We start from the raw sequence: 17,167 nt of genomic DNA, 5'->3' as shown, positions 1-17,167 counted from the left end.
CGCATGGCAGAGCTGATCGGTAGCATCATCATCCTTGTCGGTGCATTTTTCCTGTTTTCTGCAGGTCTGGGCCTGCTGCGCATGCCCGATACCTTCACCCGTATCCAGGCAGGCACAAAAGCCTCCACACTTGGCAATATCCTGGTGCTCGCAGGGCTTGGCGTCTATCATCCGGATTGGGCGCTGAAGCTTCTGATCGTCGCCTATTTCATTCTCATGACCAATCCCCTGTCATCGCACGCCTTGTCACGGGCCGCACATGCAATCCGCACGCCGATGGCGCCGACCACGATGTATGACGCGTTGCGCGCCGAGCAGGACAAGGCGGCCAAAAGTGGGGACGCGCCATGAGCCGTGTGTTCAATCTGCTGTTGCTTGTCGCTTTCGCTTTTGTCTTTGCCGGCCTGATCGCGGCCTATGACGAAAGACAGGTCCTGTCAGCGCTCGCCATTCGCTATCTCACCGAGGTGCCCCAGGGCCTTGGTGCGCCGAATGTCGTGACCGGTATTCTGATCTCGTTTCGCGGCTTCGACACACTGGGCGAAGTCGCGGTGCTTTTCATGGTTGCGGCAAGCGTCAGTTCGCTTCTCGGCGGAAAAGCCAAGGGTACGATCGCGTCAGAGGCTTTTTCGAATGAAGGCGGACGCCGGCCGAGCGAGTTGGTGCGCAACGGTGCCGAGGTCGTGCTTCCGCTGATTTTTCTGTTCGGCGCCTATGTGATCATGAACGGCCACCTTTCGGCGGGTGGTGGTTTCCAGGGAGGCGCAGTCGTGGCGTCCGGGATGATGTTGTTCATGCTGGCCTATCCGCAAGGGAGGATCAATCACGACGTCCTCAGCATCACGGAATCCCTGGCCGGTGTCGTCTATGTGACGATCGGCATCCTCGGCATCGTTTTTGCCGGTGGCTTCCTCGATAGTGCAATCCTGCCCCGGGGAGAGTTCGGGGCTTTCATCAGCGCCGGTGCCATTCCGATCATATCAGCCCTGCTCGGCATCAAGGTCGGCGCTGAGTTGAGTGTCATCATCGACCGTTTCCGCAGCTAGCGCCACGAGGCAGGGTGTCATCATGGGATTGCCGATTTCACAAATACTGCTGGCGACGGGTTTTGCGCTGGTGCTGATCGGGTTCTGGGGCATTCTCAAGCACCGCAATATCCTGCGCATCATCATTGGATTTTCCCTGGTAGATACGGGTCTGCACATCGTCATGGTGGCGACCGGCTATATCACCGGCGGTACCGCGCCGATTGTCGATGAGGCGCTCTTGATTGCCGATGCCGCCACCCGCTCCGTTGACCCCATACCTTCTGCTCTCGTTGTGACAGCAATCGTGATCGGATTTTCGGTCACTGCCGTGATGCTGTCCTTCGCAATCGTCCTTTATCAGGCAACCAAAACCCTTTCGATCGATGCACTGACGGAGCAAAAATGGTAGACAGCGTCCTGCAACCGCTGAACATCTTTCTCCTCGGTCTCGGGGGCGGTTTTCTGATTCCTCTGCTCTACAAGATCGCCAAGCCCCTGCCGGCTGCTGCGTTCGTCATGGCCCTTGTGAGCATGACGGCGATTTCGGCTGCCTGCTTCTGGAGCCTTTACAATGGTGCGCCGACGATCGAAGTGCTGACTGCAGGCGTCCTGCCGCCGCTGTCGATCAATCTGCGGTTCGGACTTGCCGAGGGGTTATTTTCCGTCTGCGTGAATATCGCGGCACTGCTGGGTGCATGGCATATGTGGGATCGGCTGCGCACCAGCTATCCCGCCCTGTTGCTCTATCTGATCCTGATCATGGGCATCAACGGCATGGTGATGACCCGCGACCTGTTCAACCTGTTCGTGTTTCTCGAAATCGTCTCGATCGGCACTTATGGCCTTCTCGGCCTGGACCGGACACCGGCAGCCCTGGCTGCGAGTTTCAAGTACATCATGTCGACGGTGATAGCTTCGTCGTTCTTCCTCTTGGGCTCGGCACTGCTCTATCACGTTACCGGTACGCTCAACATTGACGACATGATCGCCAATCGGGTGCTGATCTCCGGGCCGATCGGAGCTACCGCACTGTTGTTCGTGCTGGCATGCCTGGTGGTGGAACTCAAGCCGTTCCCGGCCAACGGCTGGGGGCTGGATGTCTACGAGACCGCCGACAGTGGGGTTGCTGCGCTTGTTTCGGGTGGCGTGTCTGCGGGTGTGTTCTTTGCGCTTTACAAGCTGATGCCGCTGTTCGAAAGCCATCTCGACATCCTTGCCGTCTCCGGCGGGATAACATTTCTGTTTTCCAATCTGATCGGTCTTCACCAGACCAATGTACAAAGAATGCTCGGCTATTCCTCGATCGCGCAAATGGGGCTGCTGACCCTTGCCCTGTCGTTGATGCAGCAATTCGGTGCCGAGGATACACTGCCGCTTGTTGTCGGCGGTCTGTTTATCAATCACCTGTTTGCCAAGGCGGGATTGTTCTGGCTTGCGGGAGTGGTTGGGCGCAGGGATATCAACGGCTGGTCCGATATCGCCGGGCGACCTTTGCTCCTCAGTGTTTTCGCGCTGCTTCTCGTGGCTATCTCCGGCTTGCCGCCATTTCCCGGTTTCTGGGCGAAATGGGAACTCATCATGCAGGTCGCCAGAGGCGAACGATATATCTGGATCGCGGTCATCCTTGCAGGCTCCCTGCTGGAGGCGTCCTACATGTTCAGGTGGTTCAAGCAGGCCATGCGGCCGGTGACCGACGGCGTTCCGGTCGCAGCGGGTCTTGGCCGGATGTTCCCGGTGTTGGGATGCGCCGCGCTGCTCACTGCAAGCGGCTTCGCTGCGGCCAGTCTTTCCGCTGCGCTCTCCCTTGCGCTTGTTGCCCCGCTTTGTATCGGCGCTGGCCTCTATATCCTCGACGGGCTTCCTGGCCGAGCCAAGTGCCTGTTGATGCTACTTGCCGTATTCCTGGGCGCGCGCTGGATTCTGGATGATGTCGACGGCATCAGCGCCTTGTTCGCCGCAGTCCTGATCAGCGGCGGTCTGATTATCGGATCATCGGGGTTCTACCGGCCGGATGCACGTCCCGGTTTTTATCCGATGTTGACAATTCTGCTGCTGTCGATGGCTGCTCTGCTGCAGGCATCGACCAGTCTCGAATTCTTCTTCCATTGGGAAATCATCACCCTGTCGTCCTATTTCCTCATCACCCTCGGACGCGGCGCTCATCCATACGCCTTGCAGTTTTTGCTGTTTTCGCTTGTGTCGGCATTCTGCCTGCTTGCCGGGTTTGGTATTGCAACGAGTGCCAACGTCACGACGGCTCTGTCCGCCTTCGCCACCGCGGGCCCATCAGCAGCGCCTGCCTTCCTGCTTTTGGCAACCGGATTTCTGGTCAAGGCGGGCGCTGTCGGCGTTCATGTCTGGTTGCCCGGTGCCTATGCCGAGGCGGACGACGACCTATCAGCCATGCTCTCGGCCGTCATCAGCAAGATTGCGGTCTTCGGTCTGTTCATGACCACCTATCTTGCCATCCGTTCCGAGGTCGGGCTTGAATTGGCACATGTCATGGGCTGGATCGGTCTGCTGACCACGATTGCCGGTGCGGTAATGGCGCTCCAGCAGAGCGACATGAAGCGCATGCTGGGCTATTCCAGCATGAGCCAGATCGGCTACATCATCACCGCGATCGCTCTGATGAGTCATCTCGGCTGGGTCACGGCGTTTTACCTTGTCGCCAACCACCTGATGGTCAAGGGTATTCTGTTTCTGGCAGTCGCCGGGATCGTGCTGAGGACAGGAACCAGACTACTGGACCAGACCGGCGGGCTGGCGGGAAAGATGCCGTTCACGTTCGCGGCTGTCGTCATTGCGTTGATATCGATGTCCGGACTTCCGCCTCTGGCCGGCTTCGGAGGCAAATGGCTGCTGATCAGTGCAATGATGGAGAAGGGGTGGTCGGGCCTCGCGATCCTGGCGGCCGTGGCGACATTCCTTGGTTTCCTCTACATGTTTCGCTTGTTCCATGCCGTGTTCTGGGCCCCGTCCGCAGTCGGCAGAAGCGACCTCAAGGAGGCACCATTACCGATTTTGCTGCCGCAGTTTGTGCTGGTGGGCGGCATACTGGTCCTATCGTTCTTTCCAAAGCTGGTCATGGCGCCGGTATCGAAAGCCGTCGATCCGCTTTTTGCCTCCACCCTGGTCTGGCAGGGTATGTCGCTCGAGAGCATCTATGCCTATTGGAATCCGCTGCCGGTCATGACTGTGACCGTCATGGCGACAGCAATGCTTCTTCTTGTATTCCTGCTGCTATACTGGATTGGTCGTGGCCGGTCTGTTCCCGCCGGGGTGACGCGTTTCTACGGCTTCTACCGTGCGGTCTTCACGCCCCTGGTGACGCCGCTTGCCAATGCTTTCTGGGATGGCGTCTCCGGGCTTACCCTTGGCGCGGGCGGTCTCGTTCGCAAGATCTACACCGGCAACGGCCAGACCTATGCACTTCATGTGCTCTATTATGTCATCGCGTTGTACGCGCTGGGAACGTTCGGTTTTGGCATGTGATCACGGGCTACCGGGCGGCAACCGCATTTGCCATTCCGCCGAGGATCCGGGCCGGAAGAAAGATCACCAGCGATGCCGCACCTTCGACGACAGAGGCACCGTCGCCAATCATGGTCTGTGTCGCCGGTGGCTGATCTTCGCGAAGCAGATTGCGCATGAGATCATTGTTGTTGACCACGTCCATGAGCGTCTGCGAACTGGCAAACACATTGTGCCTACCACCGTCGAGGTCAGAGGCATCGATCACGGCGATATCCTTCTGTTGCAACATGGCGATGTCCGAACCGCTGCCGACACGCGGATGCCCACCGGTCAGGCGCCTGGATATTCCCAGAGCACGATCGCGCCGGGAAACGATGATGGTGAAGGGTTTGGGAAGTTTTTCGATGTCGCGGACCTGACTCTGGAAGACGTCGACATCTATGTCCGGTGCCGCGAGAACCACGCCACCCAGTCGATCGAGGCTGCGGCGGCGCCCGGTGACGGCCAGATCGCGCAGGGCTTCGGTCACCACATAGGCCCCCATCGAATGGCCAACCAGGATTACCCTGTTCGCTTTGGTCCGTGAGGCGATCTCGATCGTTTCAGCAAGTCCCGCCCGACCGACAAGGGCGCTGTCCCTGTCGAAAACATAGAGGGGAAGTGCGCCGCCTGACGGCCATGCATAGTGCAAGGCGACCGCATTGATTTTGTAGTCATGGACTATCTGAGCATTTCGAAAGATGCTGTCGGCAAAATTGTTGTTGTAGCCGTGCACAAAGATAAAGATATCCCGGTCCCGCGGCGCGCGGGTCGCCAATGCCGCATTGAGCTGGGCAATGAACTGTTGGCGTTGGTCGATCTGTTGATATTCCCGGGCGGTGAAGTGACGGGACGGATCAGGTGTTCTGCCGGTTTTTTCGACATGCCCGGGGATGTGGTTTTCGGGGATGCCGATTTCGAACCTGGCAAAGTTCAGCGTCATTGATCGCTCAGCCGAATAGGGAAGCCCCGGATTGTCCGATCTGGCGCGCGTCGTCGCCAGATAGATCGTTTCCGTTGTTTTCGGATCTCTGCCAGTCGGCGCATCGAGCCCAAGAACGGCACGCGGGCCGCTGCAGCTTGTCAACGAAATCAGGATGATCAGAAGGATACACAAACGCATGAAACAGCATCCGTCTCATAGTTTCGAAGAAGCTAGAGGATTTATGTGCAGCAAATCTGCAAGTAGACAACGGTTGCCTGGGCAGTTTTTTATCTTTTCGGCCGTGAAGAAAGAAAGTGTGCTTTCGTGGTCACGCGTAGCTGCGGCGCATCCATGCAAAAGGCTGTAGTACGCACGATTATTGGATGACGAAATCTGTACGCTGTGCCTGTTTGCGGGATTCTATGCTGATCACTTCGCATCTTGAACAGCACTATAGTGCTGTCACGAGGTCTGCGTATCCACTCCGCGAGCCATCGTCATGAATATGTAAAGCGTTGAACGGGAGCACCATGACTTCGGTTTCCATACAGAGTTCAGACGGTCGCGTTGGGGATTGTATTGCGGAGCGGGTGCGGATTTTCGTTTCTCCGAACCGTCGCTCAAGCCGCCGCATCGCTCATCATTTCGCGTCTCTTGCCAACCATGTTCAATGCTTGACCGTATCCATGAGGCACGGGCTGCTTGGTTGCAAGCATCTGGCTCGTGTCCGTGGCGCGGCCCTGTCCGTAAGCAATTTCGCAAGTCAAATCAAACGTCTTGAACCAACGACCCACACGTGACGGCCAAGCCGTTGCATTGAAATGCATATGGGGAATTCTTTCATGAAAACACGTCATTCAGCGTCGGAGCATAAGGTGTTCAAGGGGTCGGCAGCGGTGGCCTTGATGGCCGTGCTTCTGGTTGGCTGCCAAGGGGAAGACGAGGGCGCAGAGCTGCCGCCGCGACCGGTCAAGACCGTCGCCGTCTCCTTCAGCCCCGAGGATACATTCGGTTCGCTGGTTGGCGAGATCAGGCCCGTTATCGAGACGAGTTTCAGTTTCCGCCAGGGGGGCGAGATGCGCGAGCGCGATGTCGAGGTCGGAGACCTTGTCGAGCCCGGCACGGTACTGGCTCGCCTCGATGCGGAAGACGCCCAGGATGCTTTGCGCAAGGCAGAGGCAAATCTGTTTTCGGCAGAAGCCCAGTACCAGAATGCCGAACTGTCTCGCGCCCGCCAGCAGCAGCTCTATCCACGGACTACGACACGCCAGGCTCTCGACAACGCCATCGCCCAGGCCAGCATGGCGCAGGCCGGCGTCGATGCTGCCAAGGCCGGACTGCGGATTGCCCAGACCAATCTCGACAACCGCGTGCTTAAGGCCAACGCGGCAGGCGTCGTGACAGCGACCGGCGCCGAGGTCGGTCAGGTCGTCGGCGGTGGGCAGATGGTCGTTCGAGTCGCACAGCTTGGTGCGCGCGATGCCGTCTTCGAAGTTCCGGAGGCAACCATCCAGACCACCGGTGGCCAGGCACGCGTCGATGTTCAGTTGCTGAGCAATCCTTCCAGTACGGCGACGGGAGCCGTTCGCGAGATTTCTCCCACGGCCAATCCGATTACCCGAAACTTCACCGTCCGCATCGGACTTGACGCCGCGCCGGATGACTTCCGCTTCGGGAGTGCCGTTCGCGGGACCATCCGTCTTGCAGGTGCGCCTGCGGCACGGCTGCCGATGACGGCATTGTTCAACCAGAACAATGAAACAGCGGTCTGGCTGGTCGATACTGCCTCCAACACGACCAAGCTTGTTCCGGTGGAGGTCCATCGGTTCGATACGCAGGATTTCCTCGTCACCAAGGGTCTTGCAAGCGGAGATCAGGTCGTGGTCGCCGGTGTCCAGCAGCTTCGTCCCGGCATGGCGGTTCGCCTTCTGGAAGGAAGCGCGAAATGAACGAAGGATTCAACCTGTCTGAGTGGGCGATCCGGCGCCAGAGCCTTATCGTCTTTCTCGTTGTCATCAGCGCCATTGCCGGCGTTATATCGTATCTCAATCTTGGCCGTGACGAGGATCCGGAATTCACCTTCAAGACGATGATCGTTTCGGCTGCATGGCCCGGAGGCACGATCGAGCAGACAGCCGACCAGATCACCGACCGCCTCGAGCGGACGCTGGAGGAGGTGCCCAATCTTGACAATCTGCGCAGCCTGACCACAGCCGGTCAGTCGGTGATCTATGTCACCCTCGACGATTCGACACCGCCGGATCAGGTGGGCGAAAGCTGGTATCAGACCCGCAAGAAGGTCGGGGACATGCAGGGCACGTTGCCGGCAGGGGTTCGGGGACCTTTCTTCAATGATGACTTCGGCGATACATTCGGCATTATTTACAGCCTGTCGTCCGACGGATTCAGTGATCGTGAAGTGCGCGACTGGGCTTATGAGGCACGCAATCGTCTGCTCAAGGTCGAAAACATCGGCAAGATCCAACTGATCGGCACGCAGGACGAGACCATCTATATCGAGTTTTCGACCGAGCGGCTGGCCAGCCTTGGACTGAGTGCTGCGACGGTCGTCAATACCATACAGGCACAGAATGCGGTTCTGCCGTCCGGTCTGATGACCACGGATCAGGATCGCACCATTCTCCAGGTATCGGGAAGCCTTGTCGATGAAAACGATATCCGCAAGCTGAACATCCCGACCACCTCCGGTTTTGTGAGACTGGGCGATATTGCCAGCGTTGTCCGCGGCACGGTCGATCCGCCGCAGCCGCGCTTCAAAGTCAAGGGCAAGCCTGCGATCGGCATCGCCATCTCGATGGCCTCTGGTGGCGACATCCTGCAGCTTGGTGAAAGCATCAATGCAACCATGCGGCAGTTCGAGAACGATTTGCCGATCGGGATCAACCTTTCCCATGTCGCAAGCCAGCCGGAGGTTGTCCAGAACGCCATCCGCGGGTTCACGACGTCGCTCGGTCAGGCGGTGGTCATCGTGCTCGGCGTCAGTTTCCTTGCGCTTGGTGTCCGCGCCGGTCTTGCCGTCGCCGTCTCCATTCCGCTGGTGCTTGCGCTTACCTTCCTGTTCATGGACATCACCGGCATCGCCTTGCAACGCGTGTCGCTCGGCGCGTTGATCATCGCTCTCACCTTGATGATCGATGACACCATGGTGACGGTCGAGACGATGATGGCGAAGCTGGAAGAGGGTTGGGACCGGATAAAAGCCGCCTCCCATGCCTATAAGACGACGGCGTTTCCGATGCTTGCCGGCACATTGGTGACGATTGCAGGCTTCATTCCTGTCGGATTCGCCAGCAGTTCCTCGGGCGAATACGCGCGTTCGCTGTTCTTTGTCATCGGCTTCTCGCTCATCGTCTCCTGGCTCGTCGCCGTCCTCCTAACCCCGGTGGTCGGTCTCGCCGTGCTCAAATCAGGCGCCGCGACTGGTGAAAAACAGGATGGTCCGGTGATCCGCGGTTTCAAGAATTTCCTGCATACGTGCATGCGCCTTCGGGTGATGGTCATTCTTGGTACAGTTGCGATGTTCGTGCTTGCCCTTATCGGGTCCCAGGCGATGAACCGTCAGTTCTTTCCTGCATCCGATCGTCCGGAACTGATCCTGCAACTGACCCTGCCGCAAAATGCATCGCAGGCCGCCACGGCCGCTGAAGTGGCGAAAGTCGAGGAGGTCCTGGCCGCCGACGAGGATGTCGCCGACTGGAGTTTCTATATCGGCTCTGACCCTGTGCGGTTCTATCTGTCGATGGACCTCCAGGCACCCGCTACCTCGCGCGCGCAGGCCGTTGTGATTGCCAAGAGCGTCGAGGCCCGCGATGCTTTGCAAAAGCGTCTGCAAAGCGAGCTTGACGAAAGGATGCCGGATATCATTGTTCGCGTCTCGCCACTGGAAATGGGCCCGCCTGTCGGTTGGCCAGTCCAGTACCGCGTCAGTGGCGTCGACATACCGGGCGTGCGCAATGTGGCTTGGCAGGTGGCGGATGCCATCGCCCAGGTGCCGGGTGTGGTCGAGCCGAACCTCGACTGGAACGAGCCTGTGCGCAAGGTCGTCATCAATGTCGATCAGGATCGTGCGCGCCTGGTTGGATTGAACTCTGCGGTGATCGCCCAGACGCTGTTTGCCACCGCATCGGGCGTGCCAATCACCCAGGTCAGGGACTCGATCTATCTTGTCAATGTCGTCGCACGAGCCAATGCGGAAGAACGCGTCGACGTCAACACGCTGCGTCAACTGCAGATTCCGGTCGGTCCCAATCACACGATACCGCTCTCAAGCATTGCGACGATCGAATACCAGACCACACAGCCCGTCATCTGGCGCCGTGATAGTTCGACCACGATCACGGTGCAGGCTGATGTCGCCGAAGGCGTTATGGCAGCGGGGGTCGTGGAAGCTGCGCAGGACAAGATCGAGGAACTACGTCTCGCCAACCCCGGTTACGTCATCGAGGTCGGGGGAGCGGTGGAAGGTGCGGAAGAGGGGCTTGCCTCCGTTCTGGAGATGCTGCCCTTGATGGGCATCATCATTCTGATTGTCCTGATGTTCCAGCTCCAGAGTGTGCAACGCTTGCTGTTGGTCGTCAGTGTCGTACCGCTCGGACTGATCGGCGTCGTCTTGATCATGCTGGTCACCAATACGCCGGTCGGCTTCATCGCCGTGCTTGGCATGATTGCGCTCATCGGCATGATCACCCGCAATTCCGTGGTGTTGATCGATCAGATCGACATCCGCATGGAAGAACAGGGACCGTCGTGGCAAGGCGTGATCGATGTGACCGCGCAACGACTGAGGCCGGTGTTCCTGACTGCAGGTTCAACGATCCTCGGCATGCTGCCGATTATCCGTGATCCGTTCTGGTCGCCGCTCGCCTTCACCGTCATAGGCGGTCTGGTCGTTGCGGCCGCATTGACCCTGGTGTTTCTGCCTGCCCTCTACGTGCTGTGGTTCCGCATTCCAGCCGAAGCTGGATCCGAACGGGATGATGAAGCTCAACCGCATACAGCCGCAGTCGGTGCGCAGAGCTGATCCTTCTGCGGATCTATCCTGAAAGACTCTGCCGCGAATCCCGTGTCGCGGCAGATGCGTTTTAGAGCCTGTTTTGGTAGATGAGGCCGTTTGCAGCACCGGCGGGTGAGGCCACTGGCTCCGGGGCTTGTGCGGACGAAATGCATAGTTTCCGGATTCCTGGCTAATTGCTTCTGTGCGATTGCCAGCGATACTTCCGTATCTGCTCATGCGCTTGTGCGTTTGTGCTGCTCAAAGGGCCTTCAGTGCCGGCATCGAGTTCTGTCCTCATTGCTTTGGTGCCTTAGGCGCCTGTCTATTTGGGGCCGTTTCTTTGAGGGGAATCTCCGCATTTCTACGCCGGACCGAGATCGGCGCTCGCATAGTGTCTTTGGTTGCGACAGGGGGAGACAATAAAATGAGGTTCCAGCAGTCCTATACAACACACGCGCGGCCTGTTGCCTTGATGCCCTATCCGCCGCTGGGCGCCACGGAGCATACAGAGCGGGACGTTGAAGCAGACATTGAGCGTTCCCCGGGGCTGCCCTCCTTTGAGCTGAGCACCGAGGGATTTGATCCATCTGTCCAGTTCGCGGTCTGGCACGACAGTTTTGCGCCGATCCTGGAGTTGACCCGGACGGGCAGTGCAGAGGCAAGGTTTCACGGCCGGCAGAAGATCTGGGATCTGGGCAATCTTGTTTTTGCCGAGATCAGTACCGATGAACTGGACTTTGCCAGTCTGCCGGGACATATCCGGCGCGAGCCGCTCGATCACTGGACGGTGACAGTGCTGAAATCGGGCAGGATCAGAACCGATTGCGCAAGAAGGACGTTTACTGCCGGTCCCGGTGAAGTTCAGGTTCACTCCCTCGGCCGCCGTTTTTCCGGTCACGTCTCCAGAAGCGACATGTTGATGCTGTTTGTGCCGCGTGATTTTTCCCACGAGGCTGCCGTCGCGCTGAGTGCCGCCGAACTTTCGAAGCTTGGCACCGGCATGGGGCAACTGTTCTCGGACTATCTGGTCGGAATGGCGAACCGTCTGCCTTTGCTCACCCAGGCCGAGATGCCGGACCTGGCTTCGGCGACCAACGCGATGATCCTTGCCTGTGTGTCCCCATCGGCCGACAATGTCGAAGCCGCGGAAGAACCCATCGCGACGTTGCTTCTGGAAAAAGCCAGGCAGTTTGTTCAAAAACGGCTGTTCGATCCGGACCTGGCGAGCGAGGCGGTTCGACGAGAGCTCGGCATTTCGCGAACGCGTTTGTACAATCTCTTCGAGCCCTTCGGCGGGGTCATGCACTATATTCAGCATCGCCGGCTGCTCGGCGCCCATTCATCGCTGACCGACCCAGACGATCAGCGTCTTATTCTTGAAATTGCCGAAAAGCATGGTTTTTCGGACGGCGCCGAATTTAGCCGGGCCTTCAAGAGGGCCTTCGGATACAGCCCGAGCGATGCACGCCGCGGTGGCAAAGGCCGCATGCCGTGCCCGAAGGACCGTCGTCGTCACGATTGCCCGGCCACGGGCCGGTTGGGTACGCTGCTGCGGCGGTTGCAGGGTTGACGCTTTTGTTCTTTGCACTGTGTGCCACGCCGCCCGACGCTTTTGGCAGGGCGCGCGGCAAAGAACACGTTTCCAACCCCCTCTGCATTCATTCAGCACAACGATTGCAAGCATGACGGCGCCATGCCGGACGCGCGCCTGCTGCGCGTTTAGTCGCGCAGATGTGCAAGGACTTGCAACCGTCGCGGATCATTCGTAGACCGCGTGCTCGAAGCGCACGACCATCAAGCCAAAGACAGAGGCGCAGTTGCGACTATCGTGGCGCAGCGCTTTTCCCATGCAGGAAATGTTCCCCCGGCTTGGTCTGAGATGGCGGACAGGTTTTGTGGGCGGCTTGAAATGAGTCAGGAGATGACGGTGTGACGGAGGCAGATATGGCGATAGTAAGCAGGGTGGATGGGCCGGTCAAAGTGCCGGTATTCGATGGCCACAATGACATCCTGTCACGCCTGATGCATGAGGGACGCGAAGGCGCCGAGGCGCGCGTGCTGACGGGAAGTTCCCGCATGCAGGTGGATATGCCCAAAGCGCGCGAAGGCGGTCTCGCCGGCGGCCTTTGCGCTGTCTATGTTCCGTCGCCAGCATGGGGCCTTGATGAAAACGGTGACCTGCCGCGTGTCGAACGTCTTTCCGCGCTTGAACAGACGATCGCTCAAGCGGCTCTGCTCAGCCGGATCGCCGGTCAGTCGGACGGGGCCTTCAGCATCTGCACCTCGGTTGCCGAGATTCGTGCGGCGATGGAAAAGGAAAGCTTCGCCGCGGTATTCCACATTGAAGGCATCGAGGCCGCCGGAGCGGATCTTGACCTTATCCATGTGTTGCACGCGGCCGGTCTGCGGACACTCGGCCCGGTATGGAGCCGTCCGAATATCTTTGCCCATGGCGTGCCGTTTCGTTTCGGCCATCAACCCGACATCGGACCGGGCCTATCTGATGCCGGGCGCGATCTGATCCGGTTGTGCAATCGGTTGAGAATCATGATCGACCTGTCACACATGAACGATGCCGGTTTCTGGGATGTTGCCGAAATCTCGGATGCGCCGTTGGTCGCCTCCCATTCGAATGCTTTCGCCATTTGCCCGCACAGCCGCAATGCGACGGACCGGCAGCTTGACGCGATCCGCGACACCGGCGGCCTTATCGGCCTGAATTTCGGCGTCAAGTTCCTCCATCCGGAAGGCAAGGCCGATGCGGAGATGGATATCTCCGTGATGGTGCGCCACGTCGACTATCTGGTCGAGCGTGTCGGCATCGATCACGTCGGCCTGGGATCGGATTTTGATGGGACACTCATTTCGAACAGGATCGGCGATGCTAGCGGTTTGCCCCGTTTGCTCGGCGCCCTGCGTTCGGCCGGTTATGACGACGCGTCACTCGCCAAGATCGCGCACGGCAACTGGCTTTCGCTTCTGGAGCGCACCTGGGGCTCATGATCGCATTGCTAACGAGCGTCCGGGCCGAAGCCATAGAACCCGGGCGGACCGAGGAATGAGCTAGCGCCGGGCAGGTCTGTTTCCAGTGTGCAATGCCCGGCGCTTGGTCCCGGTGTCGCTGGCCAGTAGCGAAGCTGGCCGGCGAATTCGGTGTGCATGGCGCGCGTCAGAACCTGTGGGTGGAGATGAGGCCGAGCGGGACGTCATCCCGGCCCCCTTGCGCGTGGGTGCGCCACGCCGGGATTGATCAGATATCCAGCGTGGACTGGCGCTCCCATGTGGTGAACTGCGCGCAATAACTGCTCCACTCTTCATGCTTGAGCTTGAGATAGGCACGCGAAAATTCCATGCCGAGAGCGGCTTGAAGTTCTTTGTCCGCCTCGTAGGCGCGCAACGCGTCGAGCAGGTTAAGCGGCAGTTTCGGCGCGTCCTGGACCAAATGACCATCGCGGTACATGTCGATGTCGTGATGCGGACCCGGATCGGCATCGGTTTTGAGGCCGTTCAGGCCCGCCGCGATGATGATTGCCTGCAACAGGTATGGATTGACCGCACCGTCGGGCAGGCGGAGTTCGAAACGGCCAGGTCCCGGCACACGCACCATGTGGGTGCGGTTGTTGCCGGTCCAGGTCACGGTATTGGGCGCCCAGGTCGCGCCGGAGACGGTGCGGGGCGCGTTGATGCGCTTGTAGGAGTTGACGGTCGGATTGGTGATGGCGGCGAGTGCCGATGCGTGCTGCATGATCCCGCCGAGAAAAGTCCTCCCCTTGGCGGACAGGCCAAACGGCATGGCCTTATCGGCAAAGGCATTATGCGCGCCGTCATTGTCCCAGACCGAGATATGGGCATGGCAGCCGTTGCCGGTCAGGCCCTTGAAGGGCTTCGGCATGAAGGTAGCGCGCAGCCCATGCTTCTCGGCGACGGACTTGACCATGAACTTGAAGAAGGAGTGCTTGTCGGCCGTCCTTAGGGCGTCGTCATATTCCCAGTTCATCTCGAACTGTCCGTTCGCGTCCTCATGGTCGTTCTGATAGGGGTTCCAGCCGAGCTCGAGCATGTAGTCGCAGATTTCCGCGATCACATCATAGCGACGCATCAACGCCTGCTGGTCATAGCAGGGCTTTTCCGCGGTATCGAATTCGTCCGAGATTTTTTCTCCATCGGCAGAGATCAGGAAGAATTCCGGCTCGACGCCGGTCTTTATCCGCAGGCCCATGTCGGCCGCTTCCGCCACCAGCCGCTTCAGCACGACGCGGGGTGCCTGTTCAACCGGCTGGTCATCCATGACGCAGTCGGCTGCGACCCAGGCAACATCCTTCTTCCATGGCAGCTGGATGACCGAGGAGGGGTCGGGCACCGCAAAGAGATCCGGATGGGCAGGCGTCAGGTCCAGCCAGGTGGCGAAACCGGCAAAACCCGCACCGTCCTTCTGCATGTCATCGATCGCTTGCGTCGGTACGAGCTTGGCGCGTTGGGCACCGAATAAATCGGTGTAACTGATCATGAAATATTTGATGCCGCGCTCGGCGGCGAATTTCGACAGGTCCTGTGTCACGTCGTTCCCCTGTTTTTATGGATTGAGACACATGTTGAATGAAAAATGGCCGTATCCCTGGGAGAAGGATACGGCCATTCCGGTTTTAGAAACCTCCCTTGCCGGGATACCAGCTGGTGCCGGCAAGTGGGATTTGCGCCATTGCGGCGGCCTCCATCGTCAGCGCGCAGAGATCCTCCGGCTCGAGATTGTGCAGTCTGTTCTTGCCGCAAGCCCGTGCGATCGTCTGGGCCTCCAGCGTCATGACCTTCAGATAGTTTGCAAGGCGATGGCCGGCCGTTACCGGATCGAGTCGGGCGGCGAGTTCCGGGTCCTGCGTCGTGATGCCGGCCGGATCCTTGCCTTCATGCCAGTCGTCATAGGCGCCGGCGGTGGTACCCAGCCTCTGGTAATCGTCTTCCCACTTCGGATCATTGTCGCCGATCGCAACCAGCGCCGCAGTGCCTATGGCGACCGCATCGGCCCCCAGTGCCAAGGCCTTGGCGACATCCGCGCCCGAGCGGATGCCACCGGAGACGATCAACTGCACCTTGCGGTGCATCCCGAGATCCTGCAGCGCCTGCACGGCGGGTCGGATGCAGGCAAGCGTCGGCATGCCGACATTCTCGATGAACACGTCCTGGGTGGCGGCCGTACCACCCTGCATGCCGTCGAGCACGACGACGTCTGCACCGGCCTTCACCGCAAGGGCCGTGTCATAATAGGGACGGGAGCCGCCGACCTTGATGTAGATCGGCTTTTCCCAATCGGTGATTTCACGCAGCTCGTTGATCTTGATTTCGAGATCGTCCGGGCCGGTCCAGTCGGGGTGACGGCAGGCCGAGCGCTGGTCTATGCCCTTTGGCAGGTTGCGCATGTTGGCCACGCGATCGGAGATCTTTTGGCCGAGCAACATGCCGCCGCCGCCGGGCTTGGCGCCTTGGCCGACTACAATTTCAATGGCATCGGCGCGGCGAAGATCCTTCGGGTTCATGCCGTAGCGCGACGGCAAGTACTGATAGACCAGCGTCTGGCTATGGCCACGCTCTTCATCTGTCATGCCGCCGTCGCCTGTCGTGGTCGAGGTGCCGGCGAGCGTTGCACCCCGGCCAAGCGCTTCCTTGGCATTGCCCGACAGCGCGCCAAACGACATGCCGGCAATAGTGATCGGGGTCTTCAGATGAATCGGGTTCTTGGCAAAACGCGTGCCGAGGACCACCGATGTGTCGCATTTTTCGCGGTAGCCCTCGAGCGGATAGCGCGAGATAGAGGCGCCGAGGAACAACAGGTCGTCGAAATGCGGAACCTTTCGCTTGGTGCCGCCGCCGCGGATATCATAGATTCCGGTAGCGGCTGCGCGACGGATTTCGGCGAGCGTGTGGTCATCGAAAGTGGCGGACTTGCGCGGCGGGGTAAACGGATTGTGGTAGCTCATGGCTGGTCCTCGCCTCAATACGCGTCAGCGTTGTCGATGTTGAAATTGTACAGCTTGCGGGCCGAGCCATAACGCTTGAACTCTTCCGGCTTGACATCGTTGATGCCGGCTTGCTGCAGAAGCTCGGCAAGTTTTGCCAGATGTTTGGGCTTCATCTGCTTTTCGATACAGTCGGTTCCCAGGCTTTTGACCTCGCCCCGCACGAAGAGTTTTGCCTCATACAGGCTGTCGCCAAGCGCCTCGCCGGCATCGCCACAGACGACCAGGTGGCCGGATTGTCCCATAAAGGCCGACATATGGCCTATCGAGCCATGGACAACGATATCGATACCCTTCATCGAGATGCCGCAGCGCGAGGCGGCATTGCCCTTGATCACAAGCAGGCCGCCGCGTCCGGTCGCGCCGGCATATTGTGAGGCATCACCTTCGATGACCACCGTGCCGGACATCATGTTCTCGGCCACTCCGGGGCCGGCGGATCCGTAAACGGTGACCGTGCCGCCATCGTTCATGCCGGCGCAGTAATACCCCACCGAGCCCCTCACCTCGACGGTCACGGGGCTATCGATGCCGACGGCGACAGAATGGCTGCCACGCGGATTGATGACCTCGAATGCTGTGTCGTTCGCGCCCTGGCCGAGTTTGTGCAGGGCGCTGTTGAGTTCGCGAAGCGGCGTTTGGGAGAGGTCAAAGACGGGCATGAGCGGAACTT

Annotated in this window: 12 protein-coding genes; 8 read left to right on the top strand and 4 right to left on the bottom strand. The window is 59.4% G+C overall.

The window, feature by feature from the left end; genetic code table 11:
• Positions 1-3 precede the first annotated feature (3 nt).
• The 4 genes from mnhG to IM739_RS20940 are packed head-to-tail and all read left to right on the top strand — an operon-like array spanning position 4 to position 4,523.
• Complete coding sequence (gene mnhG / locus IM739_RS20955) at positions 4-351, top strand: monovalent cation/H(+) antiporter subunit G (RefSeq protein ID WP_237371175.1); 348 nt, start codon at positions 4-6, stop codon at positions 349-351.
• On the top strand, positions 348-1,046 hold the full coding sequence (gene mbhE, locus IM739_RS20950) for a hydrogen gas-evolving membrane-bound hydrogenase subunit E (protein WP_237371174.1): 699 nt from the start codon (positions 348-350) through the stop codon (positions 1,044-1,046). Before mnhG ends, mbhE begins: the two co-directional genes overlap by 4 nt.
• 22 nt (positions 1,047-1,068) lie before the next feature.
• Positions 1,069-1,437 carry a sodium:proton antiporter gene (locus IM739_RS20945; protein ID WP_237371173.1) on the top strand — a complete coding sequence of 123 codons (369 nt, stop codon included), beginning with the start codon at positions 1,069-1,071 and terminating at the stop codon, positions 1,435-1,437.
• Positions 1,431-4,523 (top strand): complex I subunit 5 family protein, encoded by a 3,093-nt coding sequence (locus tag IM739_RS20940; RefSeq protein WP_237371172.1) that lies wholly within the window; start codon positions 1,431-1,433, stop codon positions 4,521-4,523. The genes IM739_RS20945 and IM739_RS20940 overlap by 7 nt, the downstream gene beginning before the upstream one ends.
• Positions 4,524-4,530: 7 nt before the next feature.
• Here IM739_RS20940 and IM739_RS20935 read toward each other — a convergent pair whose 3' ends face one another.
• Positions 4,531-5,667, bottom strand: coding sequence for an alpha/beta hydrolase (locus tag IM739_RS20935; RefSeq protein ID WP_237371171.1), 1,137 nt, complete (start codon positions 5,665-5,667; stop codon positions 4,531-4,533).
• Positions 5,668-6,311: 644 nt separating this feature from the next.
• Between IM739_RS20935 and IM739_RS20930 the strand changes: the two genes are divergently transcribed.
• The 4 genes from IM739_RS20930 to IM739_RS20915 all read left to right on the top strand — a co-directional run bounded on the left by IM739_RS20930 (position 6,312) and on the right by IM739_RS20915 (position 13,486).
• A complete protein-coding gene (locus tag IM739_RS20930) occupies positions 6,312-7,418 on the top strand; it encodes an efflux RND transporter periplasmic adaptor subunit (protein ID WP_237371170.1) in 1,107 nt (368 codons plus the stop codon).
• On the top strand, positions 7,415-10,510 hold the full coding sequence (locus IM739_RS20925) for an efflux RND transporter permease subunit (RefSeq protein ID WP_237371169.1): 3,096 nt from the start codon (positions 7,415-7,417) through the stop codon (positions 10,508-10,510). Before IM739_RS20930 ends, IM739_RS20925 begins: the two co-directional genes overlap by 4 nt.
• Before the next feature lie 397 nt (positions 10,511-10,907).
• The gene (locus tag IM739_RS20920; protein ID WP_237371168.1) at positions 10,908-12,053 is read left to right on the top strand and encodes a helix-turn-helix domain-containing protein; all 1,146 of its coding nucleotides are present in this window, start codon (positions 10,908-10,910) and stop codon (positions 12,051-12,053) included.
• Between the two features lie 374 nt (positions 12,054-12,427).
• Positions 12,428-13,486: a dipeptidase gene (locus IM739_RS20915; protein ID WP_237371167.1), complete on the top strand. Its 1,059-nt coding sequence runs from the start codon at positions 12,428-12,430 to the stop codon at positions 13,484-13,486.
• Between the two features lie 247 nt (positions 13,487-13,733).
• Here IM739_RS20915 and glnT read toward each other — a convergent pair whose 3' ends face one another.
• From glnT to IM739_RS20900, 3 genes are all read right to left on the bottom strand, one after another.
• Entirely contained in the window at positions 13,734-15,041 is a 1,308-nt protein-coding gene (gene glnT, locus IM739_RS20910) for a type III glutamate--ammonia ligase (protein WP_237371166.1), read from the bottom strand.
• 85 nt (positions 15,042-15,126) lie between these two features.
• Entirely contained in the window at positions 15,127-16,455 is a 1,329-nt protein-coding gene (locus IM739_RS20905) for an FMN-binding glutamate synthase family protein (protein ID WP_237371165.1), read from the bottom strand.
• A 14-nt stretch (positions 16,456-16,469) separates the two neighbouring features.
• Positions 16,470-17,156 (bottom strand): GXGXG domain-containing protein, encoded by a 687-nt coding sequence (locus IM739_RS20900; RefSeq protein ID WP_237371164.1) that lies wholly within the window; start codon positions 17,154-17,156, stop codon positions 16,470-16,472.
• Positions 17,157-17,167 lie beyond the last annotated feature (11 nt).

The organism is Rhizobium sp. SL42 (assembly GCF_021729845.1).
In the GTDB taxonomy this organism is placed as follows: domain Bacteria; phylum Pseudomonadota; class Alphaproteobacteria; order Rhizobiales; family Rhizobiaceae; genus Allorhizobium.
Note: the sequence above shows the minus strand (reverse complement) of the source record. Positions and strands in the feature narration are given on the sequence as shown.